This is a genomic window from Chitinophaga sp. W2I13, from assembly GCF_050434005.1.
Lineage (GTDB): Bacteria > Bacteroidota > Bacteroidia > Chitinophagales > Chitinophagaceae > Chitinophaga.
Genome location: NZ_JBNPWD010000001.1, coordinates 2,034,474 through 2,053,693 on the forward strand (window position 1 = coordinate 2,034,474; position 19,220 = coordinate 2,053,693).

The 19,220-nt window shown below is 46.2% G+C and carries 12 protein-coding genes; 4 read left to right on the plus strand and 8 right to left on the minus strand.

What is annotated here, in order from left to right:
* The first annotated feature begins 203 nt into the window (after positions 1–203).
* Positions 204–1,853 (plus strand): hypothetical protein, encoded by a 1,650-nt coding sequence (locus tag QFZ48_RS08160; protein ID WP_429061900.1) that lies wholly within the window; start codon positions 204–206, stop codon positions 1,851–1,853.
* Between the two features lie 271 nt (positions 1,854–2,124).
* Here the strand turns inward: QFZ48_RS08160 and QFZ48_RS08165 are convergent, their stop codons facing one another.
* Together QFZ48_RS08165 and QFZ48_RS08170 are read right to left on the minus strand one after the other, a co-directional pair.
* Complete coding sequence (locus QFZ48_RS08165; RefSeq protein ID WP_429061901.1) at positions 2,125–2,547, minus strand: winged helix-turn-helix domain-containing protein; 423 nt, start codon at positions 2,545–2,547, stop codon at positions 2,125–2,127.
* Entirely contained in the window at positions 2,480–3,037 is a 558-nt protein-coding gene (locus QFZ48_RS08170) for a hypothetical protein (protein WP_429061903.1), read from the minus strand. The genes QFZ48_RS08165 and QFZ48_RS08170 overlap by 68 nt, the downstream gene beginning before the upstream one ends.
* 191 nt (positions 3,038–3,228) lie before the next feature.
* Here QFZ48_RS08170 and QFZ48_RS08175 point away from each other — a divergent pair, with 191 nt between their 5' ends.
* Together QFZ48_RS08175 and pbpC are read left to right on the plus strand one after the other, a co-directional pair.
* The gene (locus QFZ48_RS08175; protein ID WP_429061905.1) at positions 3,229–4,281 is read left to right on the plus strand and encodes a ligand-binding sensor domain-containing protein; all 1,053 of its coding nucleotides are present in this window, start codon (positions 3,229–3,231) and stop codon (positions 4,279–4,281) included.
* Positions 4,282–4,378: 97 nt separating this feature from the next.
* Positions 4,379–6,775: a penicillin-binding protein 1C gene (gene pbpC, locus QFZ48_RS08180; protein ID WP_429061907.1), complete on the plus strand. Its 2,397-nt coding sequence runs from the start codon at positions 4,379–4,381 to the stop codon at positions 6,773–6,775.
* A 10-nt stretch (positions 6,776–6,785) separates the two neighbouring features.
* On the opposite strand, the gene QFZ48_RS08185 is transcribed toward pbpC, so the two are convergent.
* The 6 genes from QFZ48_RS08185 to QFZ48_RS08210 are packed head-to-tail and all read right to left on the minus strand — an operon-like array spanning position 6,786 to position 18,547.
* Complete coding sequence (locus QFZ48_RS08185; protein WP_429061908.1) at positions 6,786–8,792, minus strand: FAD-dependent oxidoreductase; 2,007 nt, start codon at positions 8,790–8,792, stop codon at positions 6,786–6,788.
* A 26-nt stretch (positions 8,793–8,818) separates the two neighbouring features.
* On the minus strand, positions 8,819–10,042 hold the full coding sequence (locus tag QFZ48_RS08190; RefSeq protein ID WP_429044162.1) for an MFS transporter: 1,224 nt from the start codon (positions 10,040–10,042) through the stop codon (positions 8,819–8,821).
* A 13-nt stretch (positions 10,043–10,055) separates the two neighbouring features.
* Complete coding sequence (locus tag QFZ48_RS08195; RefSeq protein ID WP_429061910.1) at positions 10,056–11,750, minus strand: hypothetical protein; 1,695 nt, start codon at positions 11,748–11,750, stop codon at positions 10,056–10,058.
* A 2-nt stretch (positions 11,751–11,752) separates the two neighbouring features.
* Positions 11,753–13,363 (minus strand): FAD-dependent oxidoreductase, encoded by a 1,611-nt coding sequence (locus QFZ48_RS08200; RefSeq protein WP_429061911.1) that lies wholly within the window; start codon positions 13,361–13,363, stop codon positions 11,753–11,755.
* A 1-nt stretch (position 13,364) separates the two neighbouring features.
* Positions 13,365–15,068: a RagB/SusD family nutrient uptake outer membrane protein gene (locus QFZ48_RS08205; RefSeq protein WP_429044154.1), complete on the minus strand. Its 1,704-nt coding sequence runs from the start codon at positions 15,066–15,068 to the stop codon at positions 13,365–13,367.
* 5 nt (positions 15,069–15,073) lie between these two features.
* Positions 15,074–18,547, minus strand: a complete 3,474-nt coding sequence (locus tag QFZ48_RS08210) for a TonB-dependent receptor (protein WP_429061913.1) — start codon at positions 18,545–18,547, stop codon at positions 15,074–15,076.
* 150 nt (positions 18,548–18,697) lie between these two features.
* Here QFZ48_RS08210 and QFZ48_RS08215 point away from each other — a divergent pair, with 150 nt between their 5' ends.
* A complete protein-coding gene (locus QFZ48_RS08215; protein WP_429044150.1) occupies positions 18,698–19,213 on the plus strand; it encodes an RNA polymerase sigma factor in 516 nt (171 codons plus the stop codon).
* Positions 19,214–19,220: the final 7 nt, after the last annotated feature.

Sequence of the window (19,220 nt, forward strand, 5' to 3'; positions counted from 1 at the left end):
ATCCGTTGCTCTTTTAAACACAGTCCGGAGCCCACCATTCCTACAAAGTGTTAACCGAAAAAATGAACTGACCATCCTGCTGACCTGTTTCTTATCACTCCAAATAAATAAAGCCTGTCCCCCGGTACGTATATAGAATGCGTTGCATCCTTATATGTTTACTATAGCAACATCATATTTGTTTACCCTCTTAATTATTAATTATGATTATTCAAAACATTGATGCCCTTAAGGCACTAGCTTCCCCTGTAGCTACTGAAATTTATGAGGTATTATGCTATTATACCCCCGGCGATAACGGGGGCGGTTCATTTTACTGGGACAGTTTATCCGGAGAGGCCCCTAATAATGGAACTATCATTCAGGGTGTGGCATCAGGCCGGTGGAAAAGAATTTATACTACTTTCATTGATTTACGGTGGTTTGGTGTAAAAGATGGGATTGATTGTTCTGCATCTTTAACTGCGGCATTGGGACTCAGTAACATTGTGATATTAGAAAATAAGGTATTTACCACTAGTACAACTGTCGTAGTACCTTCAAATAAGCAATTATCCGGTAAAGGAGCCACTATTTCTTCTACCGCCAATCCGGTGTTATCTGTACAGGCATCTTCAGAAAGAATTGAGATTACAGGCTTATCTATCGCTGGAAACGGATCTAATACTGCTATCGAAATCACCGGAAATTATACGAACTCATATGCTTCAACCGCCAAAGCGTGTGATCTGAATTTTGTCCGGGTAACCAATTGTGCGTTAAGTCTCAAGCTCACTAATGCCAGAAAGATCAATCTCCAATCTTGTGAATTTAATTCCAAGTCCGGCATTTATTATTACGACAGAACCGCAGAAGTAAATATTGATAATTGCTTCATTGTTTCCAATTCAAGCGGTCCTGATGATTATGGATTGAAAGCAGAAGCTAATCCGGGAAATGCCCCGCAAACGCCTGAAGGCTTAACGGTATCCAATACGCTATTCTATTTATTCCCTGTGAATATATGGATTAAGGATCTTTTCATCAGCATGTTTTCGAACTGTTATTTTGATGCAACCGGCAGAGCACAGAATGTCCTCATGGAATATGAAATTAAAAATGAAGGGTCACAATTTAATAACTGTTGGTTCCTTAATCAAGGCATTTCCTATGCTCCTGTTGCTGCAACGAACGTTAAACCGTATAGATCGTCAGTTAGTAACTGTTATTTCCAGAGCCAGTCGGGAACAACTATTAATATCAAGTCATGGGCCCATGAAATAGCTATTTCTTCAAGCAGATTTAATGGTTTGCTTACAGGTACTCAGGTTGGGCTGGTTTGTGCTAATCTTAACAACAATATATCCCTTTCAGATTGCAACTTTTCATATTATGAAAGTGTAGCGCAGTTTAAGGGTAACGGGCAATTCAACACGGTGTCAAATATTGTCTGCAACGGAACAGTAGCGCCTTATTATTGTCAATACCCCGTTAACATTTCTAATGCTGAGGGCATGCCCCGCAGCTTGCAAAGCACTATAGCGCAAGGGTACAGCTTCCCGGTTGCGGGAAACATTTCAAGTATTACCGGAATCTTCTTTGGGGGTATATACAAGGTTGTGCTCAGCGGTGTTATTTCAACCAGTCATGCGGGATATGTTGTGCTTAATTTGCCAATGGGGTGCAAAGTGTTAGATGGAACATACAGGTGGCTGGAAGTTTCAAATACAGCAGTTGAAATATCCTGGATGGTACAAATGGCAGATTACGGAGTAAATGGCACTATCTCCCTCATGTCTGAAACTGGTGGTAATGGTTCAGCAGGTAGTTTTTCTTCATTTTTCAATTATTTTACTGCAGTAAAATTGACTTAATCCTATGATCATTCCTGCATAGCTTATTTTAGTCCCTATACCAACAATGACAAAATGGAGTATCTCATTTTGTCATTGTTGGTATAGGGATTTTGTGATTTAGAAATTAGTATTAATAATTATGTATTCCTGCCGGAATTAATAAAATCCACTGGGAAATGTGCCCTGCCGCCCCAACTTAGAAAAAAGCTTTGCATGTATGCAGGGCTTCTTTGTTTTAGCCATTCCCGGGCAGGTGAAGCTGATCAGTTCCGGATAAGAGAATTCTTCCTTAAGAGCCAACTTCAAGCCTATATCCTTTTCCTCGTATAACCACAATTTTGATATTCGGATCAAATTCCAGTTTTTTTCTAAGCTTTGATATGAACATATCCAGGCTACGCCCTACAATAACACCTTCATCTTCCCATATCTCTTTTTGCAGCCGGCTTCTCTCTATAGTCTCGTTAGGAGACAACGCGAAAATTTGTAGAACACGGGTTTCAGTTCCGGTTAAGTCTATCGTCTTTCCATCAATTATGAGCTTACGATTCTTCGCATCAAACAAAACCGAACCCAAAGTAATGATGCCCGTATCCTGATCATCCCCTGGTAAAGCGCTTTTCTCAGGTACAGGTCTCCGCGGCTTAACAGATCTCAAAAAAAGAAAACCAACAAATGCTAAAAAACGGCAGGCTGCCCAGGAGATATCCATTCTTTGCAGTATTTATACCCACCGGTTTGAATTTAACATTGATCATGTAACATCCTTTGGGCTGTTTTCTTCCCATACAGGTTACAATATCATCTTTTGTATTTTTGGAGATAGCGTATCCATAGGCTACACTGGAGTTGCTACAGTTCAGCACATTAACAACATAATCACGTGCGAGCGGGTCTTTGGCCAGCAAACGCCGGGTGGTATTCACCAGGGAGTCCGGTTGAAAAGTAAGATCATTCTCAAACGTGATCCGGTATTCATTTTCAGCGATCTTTTTTACCGGGAGCACCCTTGAGGTACTGTCGCCCGACTGTAAAAGTAGTTCATGTCCGATCCTGCGAAGTAAAACCTCCCTTCTGGAAATATCAAAATCGTCACTTCCACCCATAATGAAAGCCACGCAGATGACGGAGACAAACAAGAATAGGATCAATCCCAACAGGTATTTGCGTTTCCCCAGGAGGAGATTTTGACCAAGGTGCATAGTGTCAAGTTATTATTTACAAAGTTTACAATTTTATTTACAATCCAAGCTCCCTGTACTGAAAGATATCAAAGTAATTTCGCCAGATCAACTTTGAGCCCCGCAAAGGCGAAATCGTGGAGCTGGTTGCCCACCAGAAAGACAACCTGGTTGATACAATATAAATACATTATCAATAACAAATTGACATAATGATGTATAAATCTAACAAAACAATTATTCAGACAATCTTCCTTGGCGTCTTTATTGTCGCAGGCATCTTTAATGTTTCCTACGGACAAACTAAAACCGGACCTAAATCCATCACCCGAAATATCATGCAAGATAGAAAGGGCAACATCTGGATTGCCTCGTGGGAGGGAGTTTTTCGATACGATGGAAAATCTTTTACCAATATTACCAGTAAAGTGAGTACGGCCCGTTTTTTTTCTATTTTAGAAGATAGTAAAGGCAACTTGTGGTTCGGCTCTATTGGTTCAGGTGTTTATTATTATGATGGGAAATCCTTTCAAAATCTCACCACCAGGGATGGACTTCTCAATAATGATGTTGGTAGTATTTATGAAGATAAAAAAGGCAACATCTGGTTCGGTGTTTTTGGAGGAGCAAGCCGTTACGACGGGAAATCCTTCCGGAATTATATCATCAATGGAGATGTAATGAATGAGGACCGGACAGGGAAAACTTTTCCGGAGAGGCCCCCTTATGAAGTTACTGCTATTATTGAAGACAAAACAGGTAAGTTTTGGTTTGCTACAAGAGGCAACACTTTCGTGTATGATGGAAAAACATTCTCCGTTTTTACCCATGAGGACAAACCTTTTAAGAATGTTCGTTCCATAATCGAAGATAAAAAAGGTAATATCTGGCTTGGCGGACCTGATGGTCTTTGGCGCTATGATGGCAGTACATTTACAAATTTCACACAGAAGTTTGTTGGTTATATAGTTGAGGATAAAAAAGGTAATATCTGGACTAGTTCAGAGAGGGATCATAGCCAGGCTTTGGCAGTTCCCAAGTACGACGAAAAGTTTCTGCGCAATCAAGCCTGGGCACTTTCCCGGTATGACCAAAGGTCTTTGCCTGATCAGAGGCCAACGGTAACCGAAATAACGTATAACCCAATGTTCTTTGGGATTCTGGAAGCTAACGATGGAAGTATTTGGTTTGGATCTGTAAACGGAGTGTATCGTTATGATGGAAAGACCATTACGGATTTTAAAGGCAAAGAGGGTCAGAAGTAATGTGTAGAGAGCAACCTGTGATTACACCCTGACTACCAGATATACGAGCCGTTCAAAACAATAAGTTAACTTATCTTTGAACGCGCATAAAAAAATAATGAAGCCTGATATCCTTAAACAATGGTGCATCAAAAAAAAGTGGTGGCTCGCAGCGGCCGCTATTGTGCTCATTGCCTACTATTTTTGTTTACCCAAACAACTCTTTACCAGCCCTACCTCCTATGTGCTGGAAGACAGCAACGGCGATCTGCTGAACGCCAGCATTGCACCGGATGGCCAATGGCGGTTTCCGTACAATGCGCATGTGCCGGATAAATTTGAAAAGTGTATCGTCGCATATGAAGACAAACGTTTCTATTATCACTGGGGCATAGATCCTATCGCCATAGGCCGGGCTATTAATCAAAACGCCCGTGGCAGAAAAGTTGTAAGCGGTGGCAGCACCCTCACGATGCAGGTTATTCGCTTGTCGCGCAATCAGCCCCGCAATATCTGGCAAAAGATGATGGAAGCGGTGTTGGCCACGCGGCTGGAATTTGCGGCCTCTAAAAAGAAGATTATCGCGTTATATGCTGCTAATGCACCTTTCGGGGGCAATGTAGTTGGACTGGAAGCCGCCGCCTGGCGGTATTATGGCCGTAAGGCCGATTTATTGTCGTGGGGCGAAATGGCCGCGCTGGCGGTATTACCTAACAGTCCCTCGCTGGTACATCCCGGCCGCAACAGGGTAACGTTGCTGAATAAACGAAATCAACTGCTGAATAAATTATATCACCAGCGCACCATCGACAGCATCACCTGCCAGCTGGCAAAAATGGAACCCCTGCCGGATCAACCCTTGCCATTGCCACAGGAAGCGCCGCACCTGCTGGACCTGTTCCGCCGTGATTACCTGCAACAGCAAACGGACGAACCTACCCGCATCAAAACAACCCTGCAGGCCGACCTGCAACATAACGCCACCGCCATCGCCGAACGTTATCATAATGCTTATAAGGCGAACGGCATCAATAATGCAGCTGTATTGGTACTGGACGTAGAAACCGGCAACACCCTGGCGTATGTAGGCAACATTTATCATCCTTCAGACCCCGAGCTGGAAAGTCATGTGGATATTGTGCAGGCGAGAAGAAGTCCGGGCAGTACATTAAAGCCCGTGCTCTATGCCGCCATGCTCAACGACGGCCTCATATTGCCCAATACACTGATCCCCGATATTCCTACGCAGATAGCCGGCTATTCGCCGCAAAACTTTGATCTCGGTTACGATGGCGCGGTACCTGCTTCCCGCGCGCTGGCCAGATCCCTCAATATTCCCGCCGTACGTATGTTGCAGCAATACCGCTACGAACGGTTTCATTCCCTGCTGCAAAAAATGGGCATCACCACCCTCAACAAACCGGCCGACCACTATGGCTTATCACTGATCCTCGGCGGCGGCGAAACCACCCTCTGGGAAATGTGCGGTATGTATGCCAGCATGGCCCGCACCCTGATACACATGGATCAATATAAAGGCAGGTACGATATGGATGATATTCATCCTCCCAATTACCGGCTTAATATCCAACGCCCGTCGAAATACGGATTGAGTAAAGACGGCCTACTGGATGCAGGCTCCATCTGGTACGCCTTTCAGGCAATGACCGAAGTGATGCGGCCGGGCGAAGAATTGCTTTGGCAGCAGTTCTCCTCTTCGCAACGTATCGCCTGGAAAACAGGCACCAGCTTCGGCTTCCGGGACGGATGGGCGATTGGCGTAACGCCGCAATATGTAGTAGGCGTATGGGTAGGAAACGCCGACGGAGAAGGCCGCCCCGGCCTGATAGGGGTATCCACTGCCGCGCCTATTCTCTTTGATGTGTTCCGTTTATTGCATACCAGCGGCTGGTTTAACACGCCTTATCAGCAACTGAAAAAGATTGAAGTATGCCGCAAAAGCGGATTCCGCGCAGGCGAACTATGCGATGAAAAAGATTCGATTTATGTACCGGCGGCCGGGATCAGGGCAGGCGTATGTCCGTACCACCAGCTGGTACATCTCGACAGAACCGGCCAGTGGCGTGTAACAGAAGCCTGTGAATCACCCTCGCTCATGCAGCATAAATCCTGGTTTGTATTGCCTCCCTCACAGGAGTATTACTACCGCAGCAAAAACTATTATCAGCAGCTGCCACCGTATAAGCCGGATTGCCTCGCCTCACTGGGACAAGATAAGGCGCCTATGGAACTGATCTATCCCCGGCCAGGGGCGCGTATATTCGTGCCCGTTGAAATCGACGGAAAGCCTGGTCAAACCATCTTTACCGCCACTCACCGGAACAATGCCACTAAAATATTCTGGCACCTCGATAACAACTTCATAGGCGCTACCACAGAGTTTCACCAGATGGCGCTACACCCCGCAGCCGGGAAACATATTATTACACTGGTAGATGAAAACGGCGAAAGGATAGAACAATCATTTGAAATTTTAGATAAAGAAAGAGAGTAGTATAAGCACACTATCTTCCGGGAACCAGTAATACGGCATCTGCCACAATCACGCCACCCGCCTCATTATTGGAAATAGTGATGTCGGCTTTTTTGCCTGCCGGCAGATTAAATTTCCCTAAATGTACCCATTCACCACTGGTCTGACCGTTTACAATCACCTTCTCTTTAACAATAGTTATCTCCCTGGATTGTTTGCCATCAAATACCATTACTTTGGTAGCGGGAGATACATTATTTATCCGTGGCAACACATAGGTGTAGATGTCATAGTTTCCACCTTTCTTCACTTCCGGTATAAATTTTACGGATTTAGGCTCGTCATTTTCAGAAGAATAAAGAGCAGAAGGACCGTAAGTGCCTCCTTTTTTAAGCGACCACTTACCGGTGATTTCCACATGGGCAGCATCATCATTATCCACCAGGATCTCTGGCGTGCTGCCATCCATCAATGGATTTGCAGCCAGCAATGTCTGTATCTTTTTTACATCTACCTGCTGCACCGTGGTGTGCCCGTCAACCGCAAACGCAGCAGCCACCGCGGCCGACTGCCCCAGTACCATGAATACCGGTTCCATTCTTATAGAGCCATAACCAATATGACTGGCAGACAAACAAACAGGCACCAGCAGGTTTTTACATTCGTTCTCTTTCGGTGTCAGTGACCGGTAAGCAATAGGGTACGGACCAGCGCCGCCTTTTTCCACATCTCCCTCATTCTTTACCATCCCGTTAATAACAAGACGCTGGGTATTGTGAGAATCCATGCCATATGCGGCCATCCCTATACCATCCGTTACCACTTCCTTCCGCTCACAATTAGCCTGCGTCATTACATATACGCCGCGCATTCTGCGGGCTTCCCTGATGTACATTTGCGGGCTCCAGTGATTGTTATCAGCGTATTCATCTTTAGGGTATCCCCAGTTCAGCATAAACCGGCGCACACTGTCCGGTATACGGGGATCATGCCCGATAAAATACAGCAGCCCCTTGTTGTACAGTTCATGTTCCTTTTGGATTTTTTCCCTGGTAGCGTAATCTCCATCCGGATATTCCCAATTCCTGCCTATCATGTCGGTAGAAAAGCCGCCACCATTGTTGATGTCTGTTTTATGATTAGGCATCAGGTCAAATTTCAGGATCTCCCGGATATCATTCGGTGTAGTGAGCTTTGCTATATAGCGGGGCAATATTTCATACCGGCTGGAATCATAGTCCTCCGGGCGGGTAATAGGTATACGGTTAGCAGGATCGTCGGTTAAACAGATCCGGAAATTATAAGCCTGCACATGGTTATCGCCGCTTCCTATTGGCGCCAGCCTGGCATTGCTGATGCCCCACAGCAAGCCACTGGATGGATTGCCGGGTATCTTATACGGGTCTACGCCGTCGGGTACCTGGTTACCATGCTGCGGTGTAGCGGGAGGCTGCACCTGCACGCCATTGTACGATTCGTTGTAAACAGCGGAAGATTCCCTTCCTACCGTATAAGATACACCGGCCCTTGCCATCAGGTCACCTTCATAGGAACAATCAATAAACACGGTTGCACGGATATGTTTTTGTTGCTTCGATGGAGCCGCTGTGCTCTCCACTGAGATCTCCTTAATAAAACCATTTTCCTTTACCGCCGCCACCATCCTCGACTGGTAAAGCACCGGCACGTTGGCTTCCCTGATATACTGCATAAATACATCCTCTGCCACATGCGGCTCAAATATCCAGGACTCAAACTGCCCGTAATGATTACCCACCCTGCGGTAAAAATCAATACCCAAACCGGTAACCGCATACTTGTTGCCGATATCAGTGTATCCCAGTCCGCCGGATGACATGCCGCCAAGGTGCTTCCCCGGCTCAATCAGCAATACCGACTTTCCCATTTTCTTCGCCGTATAAGCCGCTATTACACCCCCGGAGGTGCCGCCATACACGCATATATCATACGTTTCCTGCGACTTTGCAGCTATCGAAAAAATAAGACCCGCCAGTAAAAGAAAGTTTTTCTTCCTCATTATATATGTTTTGAAGAGATAATAATTTATTCCGTGTAGTTAAGATCTTTGGAGAAAGTTTCTTCCATCTTCCATACTGCCAGCAGCGCAAGTATAATGGTAATAATGCCCACCATACCCGCAGCAACGGTAACACCTGAATGATTTTTCAGCAAAAGGAATGCAGGCGTAAAAATATTCACGCTGCCACGTACAAAATTGGGAACCGTAGTGGCCACCGTTGCCCGCATATTGGTACCAAATTGTTCTGCGGCAATCGTTACAAACAACGCCCAGTAACCAATGGCATACCCCAGAAAACCGCACAGTGAATAAAAGACAACAATACTCTGCGACCGCTGACTTAAGTAAACAACTATCGCCGCACAGGTGAGCATCACAAAAATAAGCACCGTTTTTCTCCTGCTTTTTAAATACTGGCTTAACAAGCCACTGCTCATATCTCCCAGCGAAAGCCCGATATAACAGAACATCACCGCTTTTCCTGCTTCCACAGCTGTAGCAAGGCCAATAGCCTTTCCGAACTCCGGCGAAAAAGTAATCAGGATCCCGATCACGAACCAGATAGGTAACCCGATCATAATACATCTCAGGTATTTAAAAAATATTTTACCGGAAGAAAATAAGGAGAAGAAATTACCGCGTGATCTTTGTGCTTTTTTTACTTCTTTAAAAATACCCGATTCAAATACATTAAACCGTAGTACAAGCAACGCCAACCCTAGTCCACCGCCAATAAAATAAGCGATCTTCCAGTCGAAAAGGTCTGCTATAAAATAGGCCAGGACTGCTCCCAGCACGCCTACTGACGCTACAATGGCGGTACCATAGCCACGTATTTCCTTTGGCAGTATTTCCGCCACCAAAGTAATGCCGGCGCCCAGTTCCCCCGCAAGCCCTATCCCCGCTATAAAACGCAACAGGGCATATTGATCCACTGTAGTCACAAAACCATTCAGGATATTGGCCACCGAGTATAAGAGAATAGAGCCAAACAATACAGACAGTCGTCCTTTCTTATCTCCTAATACTCCCCAAAAAATGCCGCCGAGCAACATCCCCGCCATCTGCATATTGATCAGGTAAATACCCTTTTCCATCAATTCATTTTCTGCCACGTGCAGGGCTCTTAAGCTCGGCATGCGCACAATGCTGAACAGCAGCAGATCGTAGATGTCAACAAAATAACCCAACGCCGCTACAATCACCGGGATGGAAAGCAGCTGGCCTGCCCTTGTACTCTTTTGCATAATGTTTAGTTGATTATTGGTGAATACCGGCCACTTTACGGGTTTCTGCAGGATTGTGCTGCATCCTGATCCGCCATAAAAGTTCTTCAATGGAAACAACCTTTGTTCCTTTATCAAGGAGATCCTTTGTCCATTTAACCGGTGTTACGCCGCGTTGGGCGGTAGTAATGCTTTTATCTTTAGTAACAATGGAATGATGTGTGGCAATGTCGCTGAAATGCGACCATGCATGTACAATGGTCCAGTTCAGTTGTTTGCTTCCTGAAGAAGATGATGCGTTGTCGTTGTTTATCCAGCCTGCCAGCTGCACCGGATCACCGGAGCCTTGCTTGCTCAGGTTGGCCCATAGCTGGTATTTACAGGTAACTACCGGTATCTCTGTTCCTTTTTTATTTTTCACCCAGAAAACTTTTCCATAACCGCCATTATAAGGCGAATACTGCACGGCTATCATACCGGTGAGGTCTTCTATCTCTTCCGCATAGATCCTGTAGGCTTCCAACGCCTGCTCACCTGAAACATCTTTACAGATAAATCCGAAAACTTTTGCGCCGGTTCTTTTCATCTGTGTGTTGATCATACCGGCATATTCCCGGAGCAGCTTAGCTGGTTCCGGTCTTGACCTGGCAAAGAGATCCGGGTAATAATAGCCGGCGCCATACTCCACTATGGAGTTGTGTTTGGGCTGGGACTTCGCCAGGCAGGTATATACATCGCTGCCCGCCTGGGCAAGGTTAAGCACGCAAGTGGTAAACGACATCGGGATATCTTCATTATAGGGGTTACTCCAATAGTCTTTATTGTGTATAAAATTGCCGAATGTCCACTGCATGTTGTCACCGTCGCTCATTACAAAGGCATGATAGTTTAGCTGCTCCTCCCAGTTAATTTTCCGGGGATCAAGAGACCGGATCTGCGGCAATTTATTTACCGGCGGTATCGATAACAATGCCAGGTTCATGCACCAATCTGAAGCAGTATTGATCAAACCCCATCTGGTGCAAGGTTCTACATGTTTAAATTCTTCTCCCTTATTCCATCCTATTACCGGAGAAAGCGGCTTTACCCACCTGATAATGGATTGGAAAATAGTATCCACGCCATAATAAACCATAGTTTTCTGCGCAATCGCGTAATCCCTGTTATTGGAATAAGCCGGGTTGGCAATCACCAGCGCATGAGGATTCAGCTCCGGCAGTAAGGCATGAAGAGTGGCTTCCTTAATATCAGCTTTGGTGGCATCATATAATTTTTTCAGCCCCTTACTGCTGGCCATGGCTTCCTGTGTAATATCTATCAGCACTCCTTTTTTAAGAGCGGCGTAAATGGTAGCAAGGTTAACGGAGTTATCATTCCTGTTGAAATCATACAGGATGTAACCTTTGATAATTCCCCTGGCCTTGTATCTTTCTACCAGTTGCCAGGGAGTAAACGTACCCGGCACTTTAGCCTTTAATCTTGCTACCAGTGAATGAAAATAAATGTTGTAGTCGGGATTGGATGTTTCAATCCACACACCTTCATCGCCGGTGCCTTCATTCAGCGCCTGTGCAGCCAGCCCGGCAACAGATTGCGCCAGGTTCATTTCACGGATATCCGAAGGATGTTTTATGGCAGCAATTACAATTGACCGTGGCACTTTTTGCCCTGGCCACCAGCCAGCATGGGCCGGCAGCCAGAACAGCAATAAAAAGATAAATACTCGCATTTTTAGTCTATTGACGCTGGTGCAGGCAAGTCGCTGAGTTGCTTTATTTTTGACTCCAGCTTAGCTCCCTGTGCTATTAATTTATTACCCAATACTTTCGTATCCACATCCTGCACGGCTTTATTTTCCTTAACAGCCAATGCCGCCGCTGCGCCTGCTGCCTGCCCCATGATCATATACTGCGGCTCCATCCGGATGGTGGCATATACCACATGACTTACCGATATACACACGGTTACCAGTAAATTGCTGGCTTCTTTTTTCTTTGGCAACAGCACGCGGTAAGGTATCTGGTAAGGAATATGCTTCATCCGTTCAGGTTCGGTACGTTGTAACCCGCCCTCATATTTGAGACGGCCTTTACTGTCGGCGTACCCTTGTACACGATGCACATCCAGGCCATAGGAGCCCAGGCCAACTGGATCGGGTTTCTGCATTTCTGAAATCACATCTTTCTGTGTCATCACCCAATCACCAGTCATGCGACGGGCCTCACGCACATATAACTCATAAGGCCAGTTATTATTATCTGCAAATTCATCTTTCGATAATCCCCATTGATTAAACACATTCCTGAATTCGGCAGGCAAACGTGGATCATTTGCCAGGAAATAAACATACCCGGCTACATAATCAATATGGTCCTGCCATATTGCTGCCCTGCGCTTATACGAACCATCAGGATAATCCCAGTTGCCACCAACATAATCCGCCATGTTAAGATCTACTTTACTGTTGGGTATTTTTCCCATGCCAGGGAACAGCTTTGCAGCGGCTTCCGCGGCGCCGAGTTTTTCAATGGCATCCATAGTAGAATAATAAAGTTCAATGTACCTGGCAGGATCATATTTGGCCGGTTTAGGATAAGGTACCTGGTTCGCTTTATTGTTGGTAAGGGAAAGTCTGAAGTTATAAGACTGGGTTTTCTTATCGCCAGCGCCTATTGGCCCCGGAGGTGTTGGCTGGATGCCAGGCAATAATTTCCCGTTTTCAAAAGCGCTCCTGGTCCCGGAGCCTTCCCTGATACCGGCAGAATATTCATCGTACAGGCTCTGTGCTTCCCGGCCCACGATATACGATACGCCTGAAAACGCCATCAGGTCGCCTTCATAGGTGGCATCAATAAATACTTTGGCAGAAAAAGAAGCGCCGTTCTCCATGGTAATCGCGGTTATTTTTCCCTCTTTCTTTTTAACGCCGTTCTTTTCTTTCAGGCGGTGATTAAAAAATACGGTCACGTTGGCTTCTTTCACCATATCGTTTAATATTTTTTCGGCTACATGCGGTTCAGGAAACCAGGCAACCGTATCAGTGAGACCGTAATATTTACCGCAGCGCTGGTATACTTCTTTCGCATATCCGCCGATCACGTCTTTACGCCCGAGATCAGTCGCAGAAAGGCCGCCGGTGACCATGCCGCCGAGATGCTTCTTTGGTTCCAGTATGGCTACTTTAAGCCCTTCACGCGCCGCTGTAACCGCCGCCATTACGCCCGACGCGGTGCCGCCGTATACTACCACATCATATTCAGCCGGCGCCATACTATTCGCGCTAACAGAAAATGGTAAGATCATTCCAATGATCCATTTGATTAATACGCTTCTTACTTTCATTTTAGTAATTCGGGTTTTGTTTAAAGTTTTCTTTGTTGGTAGACAAGTCTATTTCAGATTGTGGAATAGGAAACAGGTAATGCTTTGCCGGATCAAAACTGGTGGCTGTATTTACAATTTTTGTATTGCCGGCATCCCGGTTCTTTTTCAGGAATGCCTCAAACCTGCCTGTACGCGCGAGATCGAACCAGCGTTGAAATTCAAAGCAAAGCTCCCGGGCTCGTTCCATCAGTATTTCATCGGTAGTAATATCTGCAGCGGTATAATCATTAAAGCCCGGCGTTTGTGCGGCGGTAACAGGAACACCGCTGGCATCCAGTCCGCGGGCGCGTTGCCTCACTTTATTGATCGCAGCCAGCCCTTCTGCTGAAATGATTCCGTTCATTTTATAATCCGCTTCCGCAAACATCAGCAACACATCTGCAAAGCGCAGCACAATCACATTGTTAGGGCAATTGGAATACAGGTATTGCGAAGTGGTTTGCCAGGAAGCCCCCCAACGGTATTTGGTAACGCCGCAGCGTCCCAGGATAGTTTGGTTGTAAGCATCCGGCGAGTAGGGCGAAGTCCAGATATACGTCAATTTAGACGGTGCATTATTCGCCACATTGATCATGGAATCGGAAAGGTTCCATACCCTTCTTTTATCATAATCCACGTCTTTCGGCGTTTTCTTGTAGTAGGTGTAAAACTTCGGCACATACACGAGGTTATTCACGCCGGCCATAGAATTGGTATAGTAGAGCGGGTTACCATTCACCAGGCCGCCTGTGTAAGCCATACCATATTCCTTGGTCCACTGTGTGCCATAAGGAACGACCGGGCTAAACTGCAATTCAAACAACGATTCCCTGTTCACATTTTTATTCTCAATTTTGAACACATCTCCGTACACCGGCAGCAGATCCGCACCACTGTTATCTTTCACGTCCTTCAGCGCTTCCCAGGCTTTTGTATACAACGCTTTTACATCCATTGCTATATCCTTGTAGCCATCTACTTTGCCCGTTTGTTTGGTGAGTGCGGTTTCCTTTGCAGAGGCCATGGTGAGATATACTTTGCCCAGCAACGTTTTGGCGGCCCATTGATTGGCATGTCCGTCGTTTGTTTTTTGGGTTGTCAGCACACCATCCTGCGACGCAAAGGTGAGATCGCTGAGAATGAAGTCGTACACTTCTTTGAGGGGTCGTCTCGGAAGACCGTAATCAAATTTTCCACTGATTGGCTTCTCTATGATGGGAATATCCCCAAAAGCCTGTACCAGCCGGAAGTACACAAAGGCGCGGATAAAACGGGCTTCTCCTGTAATCACTTTCCTGTCGGCATCAGAGATGGTGGCAACTTTAGCGGCAGCATCAATAACAATGTTAGCCCTTGCCGCAATTTCATAGTGCCTGATCCAGTATTCATAGATCGATCCTTCGCTTACAGAAAAAGTATAACGGTCGAAATTAAAACGTACGCCGGAAGTCCCTTTGAACATGGCTTCATCTGTACCTATTTCTGTCATGAACAACGGGGTATTGGTGTATACGCCGAACAGGTCTTTTGCAGAAGAATACATTCCTACAATTCCTGCTTCCAGTGTGGACTTATCAACAAAAAAATTGTCGGTGGTATATTGAGTTTGCGGTTTTTCTTCCAGAAATTTTTTACAGGAAGAAAAAAGTACGATCGTACATGCAAGTATAATAGCTGATTTCATAACATTTAGAATTGAGCTTTTAAACCGAATGAGTATACCCTGGAGCGTGGATAAGAGGCGTAGTCCAATGATGGCATCAGGTCTCCGAAACCTCCCTGGCGGGTGTTTACCTCCGGATCATACCCGGAGTATTTTGTGCTGATCCAGAGATTTTTACCGCTTACAAAAAGCGTGATATTCCCTACATTCCGCGCAGTAAAATGATAGGACAAGGTTACATCGCTCAGGCGGATAAAACTGCCATCTTCTATCCAGTCGGATAACATCAGCAATTCTTCCGGACTACCGGGCATGCGGTAGCTGTTATTCGGATTCCCTTTTTCAACCAGTTCCCCTGATGTCATATCGTATAAAGACGGACGCCAGGCGTTAATGGATCCTTTCGACATATTATTTGTGCTCCTTCCGGCTTCCATTGCCACCCTGTTGGCATTGTACAGTTTATTGCCATAACTGTACTGCACCACCACATTCAGATTAAATGCTTTATACCGGAGTGAATTAGTGAGGCCGCCGGTAAAGGATGGTTGTCCCTGCCCCAGCACCACACGGTCGGCTGCATTGATGATACCGTCGCCGTTCTGGTCAATAAACTTCCTGGTTCCAGGCCGTATTTTACTGATGGCCTGTCCGTTGATAACGGTAAGCCCCGATGCATCTATTTCCGCCTGCGACTGGAAAATGCCATTGGTTTGGTATCCGAACCATTGCCCTATCGGCTGACCGTTCCTGATAATAGCGGTGGTACCAATTCCTGCTACCACGGCAGGATCGAGACCCAGATCCGGTCCTATTTCCACCGCCTTTGAGCGGTTAACGCCAATGTTAGCATCCAGGTTCCAGCCAAATTGCGCCCGGGTAATCAGCGGGGAGCTGATATTAAATTCGAACCCGCTGTTCTGGATGGAACCGAGGTTATTCCATGAACTCCTGTAGCCGCTGTAACCAGGCGTGATTTGTTGTATCAGCAGGTCTTTAGTCCGCTTCAGGTACCAGTCGGCCGTAATATTTACTTTATCATTCCATAATCCGAGGTCCATGCCGGCATCCACCTGTGTGGTGGTTTCCCATTTGAGGGAAGCGTTTTCAGGTCTTTCCACCACCACCCCAAAATCGGGAGTGTTGCCATCCATCGGGGAAAAGTAAGTAGTAATCGTAGATAGTGTCAGGTAAGACGGGATCGCCGTATTGCCGCTTTGCCCCAGGCTTGCGCGGAACTTCAGGTTACTGATTGCGTGTACAGATTTCAGGAACTTTTCATCGCTGGCTCTCCAGGCTACTGCGGCAGAAGGAAAGTAGCCCCACTTGTTATCTTTACTGAAGCGGGAAGACCCGTCGGCCCTCATGGTAAGTGTAGCCATATATTTTTGGCGGTAACTGTACTCCGCCCTTCCCAGGAAAGAGGCCATCGTCCATTTGGTAATGTTATAGGTGGGTATTACCGGCACGGTACCGTTTCCCAGGCCGTATGGTCCCAGCAACTCTATATCGTAATGCTGGTTTTCGGCGGTAACAAGGCTCGCTTTGTTCTGTTCAAAGATGGCGCCGCCCATGATGTTAATACTGTGATCCCTGCCTATATTGCCTTTATAGTACAGCAGGTTTTCATTCATCAGTTTATCAGTGGCGCCTCTCGCCAGCACTGCGCGCCCGCCGTACTTGGCGCCGGAAGATGTATTCTTGGGATAATAGGCATCTGTATTGGTATTTACAGCAGAATAATTGGCGGTTGTGCGAAAGGTGAAATGCCTGTTAATGTTCCAGTCCAGCGCCAGGCGCGTTACCCATTCGGCATTGGATCTTTTATTGGTAACATTCTTTGCCAGCGAATAGGGATTGGTGCTGATGTAACCTTCCACCCCTTCATTATCTTCAATATCGGAAAAGGTGAGCGGCTTTACCGGCTGCTGGCTGAACATACTGGTGATAACACTATTGGAGGTGATGCCGCCGTTCTGTGAACCGGAGATAAAACCGTTGATAGTAGTCCGGCTGCCGGAAATATTGCTGGTCAGGGTTACCGCAGGTGATAGTTTCTGTTGAAAATTAAACCGCCCGTTAAAGCGCTCATAGCCGCTGTAAACGATCAGTCCTCCCTGGTTGAGATAACCGCCCATAAAAGAAAACTTCGTGTCTTTTGAGCCTCCGGAAGCGATAATACGGTATTCCTGTATGGCGCTGTTCTGAAACATGGCCTTTTGCCAGTCGGTATTTGTTGAATCGGGGTTATTATAGTTGTACCAGTCGTGATATGTTTCATCGGTGGCTACTCCCCAGAAACCGGCGGGACTGCCCAGTGGGGCATCCCGGTAATAGGTGTAGCCGGTGAGTTCTGTGGCCGGCTTATTGGGATCTGTGGCATCTGCGGGCGTATAGGTATAGGCCGAAGCCAGGAAGCGGGCATGCGCGTACTCCGAAGCGTCCATTACGCCTACCAGGTGGCCGGGTGTCTGAAAACCGGTATTGGCGTACAGTTCCACCACTGTTTTTCCTGCCTTGCCGGTTTTGGTGGTGATCATGATAACGCCGTTGGCGCCCCGGGCCCCGTAAATAGCAGTGCCGGAAGCATCTTTCAAAATCTCAATGGATTCAATATCTCCCGGGTTAATATCATTGGCATTTTCCTGCATCACCCCATCTATTACATACAAGGGCGTGCTTCCGCCACTGATGGAGCTGGCCCCGCGGATGCGGATGGTGCTTTCAGAACCAGGCGTGCCATCGTTCTGGGTGATCTGCACACCCGCTGCTTTGCCTTTCATGGCATCTGCCAGGGAAAACAATGTTCTCTCCGACATGGCTTCCTTTGAGATAGAGGATACAGATGCGGTCACATCTTTCTTCTTCACCGTACCATAACCTATTACCAGCACGTCGTTCAGGGTAGATCCTTCGCCCATCAGGCTTACATTGATCTGCGAGCGGTTTTTCACGGCTACTTCCCGGCTTTGAAACCCGATATAAGATACCACCAGTATCCCCGCGCCGTGCGTAACATCGGGGATGTCAAATTCCCCTTTTTCATTGGTAACGCCACCCTTGTCGGTGCCTTTCAGTTTCACGGAGGCGCCGGGCAGCAGTACGCCTTTCTGGTCTGTGATCTTCCCCGAAATACGCATAACAGTATCCGTTAATGCAGGCGCATTGCGCGTGGAATCCGGGGGCAGACCTTCCTTTTTTTTAATGTAAATGACCTTGTCGCGGTACTGCCAGGTAAAACCGTTTCCCAATACGGCTTTCAGTACTTCCTGGAGAGCCGCCTCCTTCAGGTTCAGCGACACCTTTTGCTGGTCGTTGATCTGCTGATTGCTGTAAAATAAGTCGTAGCCGGTTTTAACGGTAATCTGATTAAAAATTTCTTTTAACGATACATTCCTGACATTCAATGAAATTTTGTCTGACGGTAATTGGCCACTGGCCGGGATAAAGTAAAAACATGACAATAGAAAAATAAAAGCACCTCGTACATAATGTGGCATACGTTCAGTTTTTCAAGTACGTGAAATTTGTTCTATAGACAACTTTTGTCTGTAACGGGTGACAAATTTTTTATACTGTTTTGAATATTTTTTTTGTTTAGGTTTGTAAGAGAAATTCCAACCTGTTCCTCGTTAGATTGCTGCTATAAGATGTCAGAACAAAACCAGAAAGCATTCGGTGAAATATTCTCTGTTCATTACAGAAGAATGGTAATGGAGGCATTTTACCTGCTGAGGGATGAGCAGCAGGCTAAAGATGTGGTACAGGAAATATTTATTGATCTGTGGCATAAACAAAACCTGGAAGATATTCTATCCATAAAAGCATACCTGACCCAAAGCGTCCGCAACAGGTGTCTTAATTTAAAAAAATCAGAGAAGTCGCGCGAGCAGAAAGAATTAGGATATCAATATGCGGTACAGTCAGATACCGCTGTAATAAAAGTACACGGAGACGAAGATCAGGCCGTGCAATATCAGCAGAGGGCCGATCATTTATTACAGGTAATGGGGGAATTGCCGCCAAAAACCGCGCGGATCTTCCAGTTGTATTACATAGAAAAGAAAAGCCGTAATGATGTAGCGGCAGAATTAGGGGTGAGCATTAATACTGTTAAAACAGTACTATCCCGTGCCCTGCAATTTTTACGAAAGAAAATGCTTTGAGCTCAAA

What these genes read in the sequence shown, in the direction of transcription:
- QFZ48_RS08160 (WP_429061900.1), top strand. Translation starts at nt 204, where the DNA reads ATGATTATTCAAAACATTGATGCCCTTAAGGCACTAGCTTCCCCTGTA.
- QFZ48_RS08165 (WP_429061901.1), bottom strand. Translation starts at nt 2,547, where the DNA reads ATGGATATCTCCTGGGCAGCCTGCCGTTTTTTAGCATTTGTTGGTTTT.
- QFZ48_RS08170 (WP_429061903.1), bottom strand. Translation starts at nt 3,037, where the DNA reads ATGCACCTTGGTCAAAATCTCCTCCTGGGGAAACGCAAATACCTGTTG.
- QFZ48_RS08175 (WP_429061905.1), top strand. Translation starts at nt 3,229, where the DNA reads ATGATGTATAAATCTAACAAAACAATTATTCAGACAATCTTCCTTGGC.
- pbpC (WP_429061907.1), top strand. Translation starts at nt 4,379, where the DNA reads ATGAAGCCTGATATCCTTAAACAATGGTGCATCAAAAAAAAGTGGTGG.
- QFZ48_RS08185 (WP_429061908.1), bottom strand. Translation starts at nt 8,792, where the DNA reads ATGAGGAAGAAAAACTTTCTTTTACTGGCGGGTCTTATTTTTTCGATA.
- QFZ48_RS08190 (WP_429044162.1), bottom strand. Translation starts at nt 10,042, where the DNA reads ATGCAAAAGAGTACAAGGGCAGGCCAGCTGCTTTCCATCCCGGTGATT.
- QFZ48_RS08195 (WP_429061910.1), bottom strand. Translation starts at nt 11,750, where the DNA reads ATGCGAGTATTTATCTTTTTATTGCTGTTCTGGCTGCCGGCCCATGCT.
- QFZ48_RS08200 (WP_429061911.1), bottom strand. Translation starts at nt 13,363, where the DNA reads ATGAAAGTAAGAAGCGTATTAATCAAATGGATCATTGGAATGATCTTA.
- QFZ48_RS08205 (WP_429044154.1), bottom strand. Translation starts at nt 15,068, where the DNA reads ATGAAATCAGCTATTATACTTGCATGTACGATCGTACTTTTTTCTTCC.
- QFZ48_RS08210 (WP_429061913.1), bottom strand. Translation starts at nt 18,547, where the DNA reads ATGCCACATTATGTACGAGGTGCTTTTATTTTTCTATTGTCATGTTTT.
- QFZ48_RS08215 (WP_429044150.1), top strand. Translation starts at nt 18,698, where the DNA reads ATGTCAGAACAAAACCAGAAAGCATTCGGTGAAATATTCTCTGTTCAT.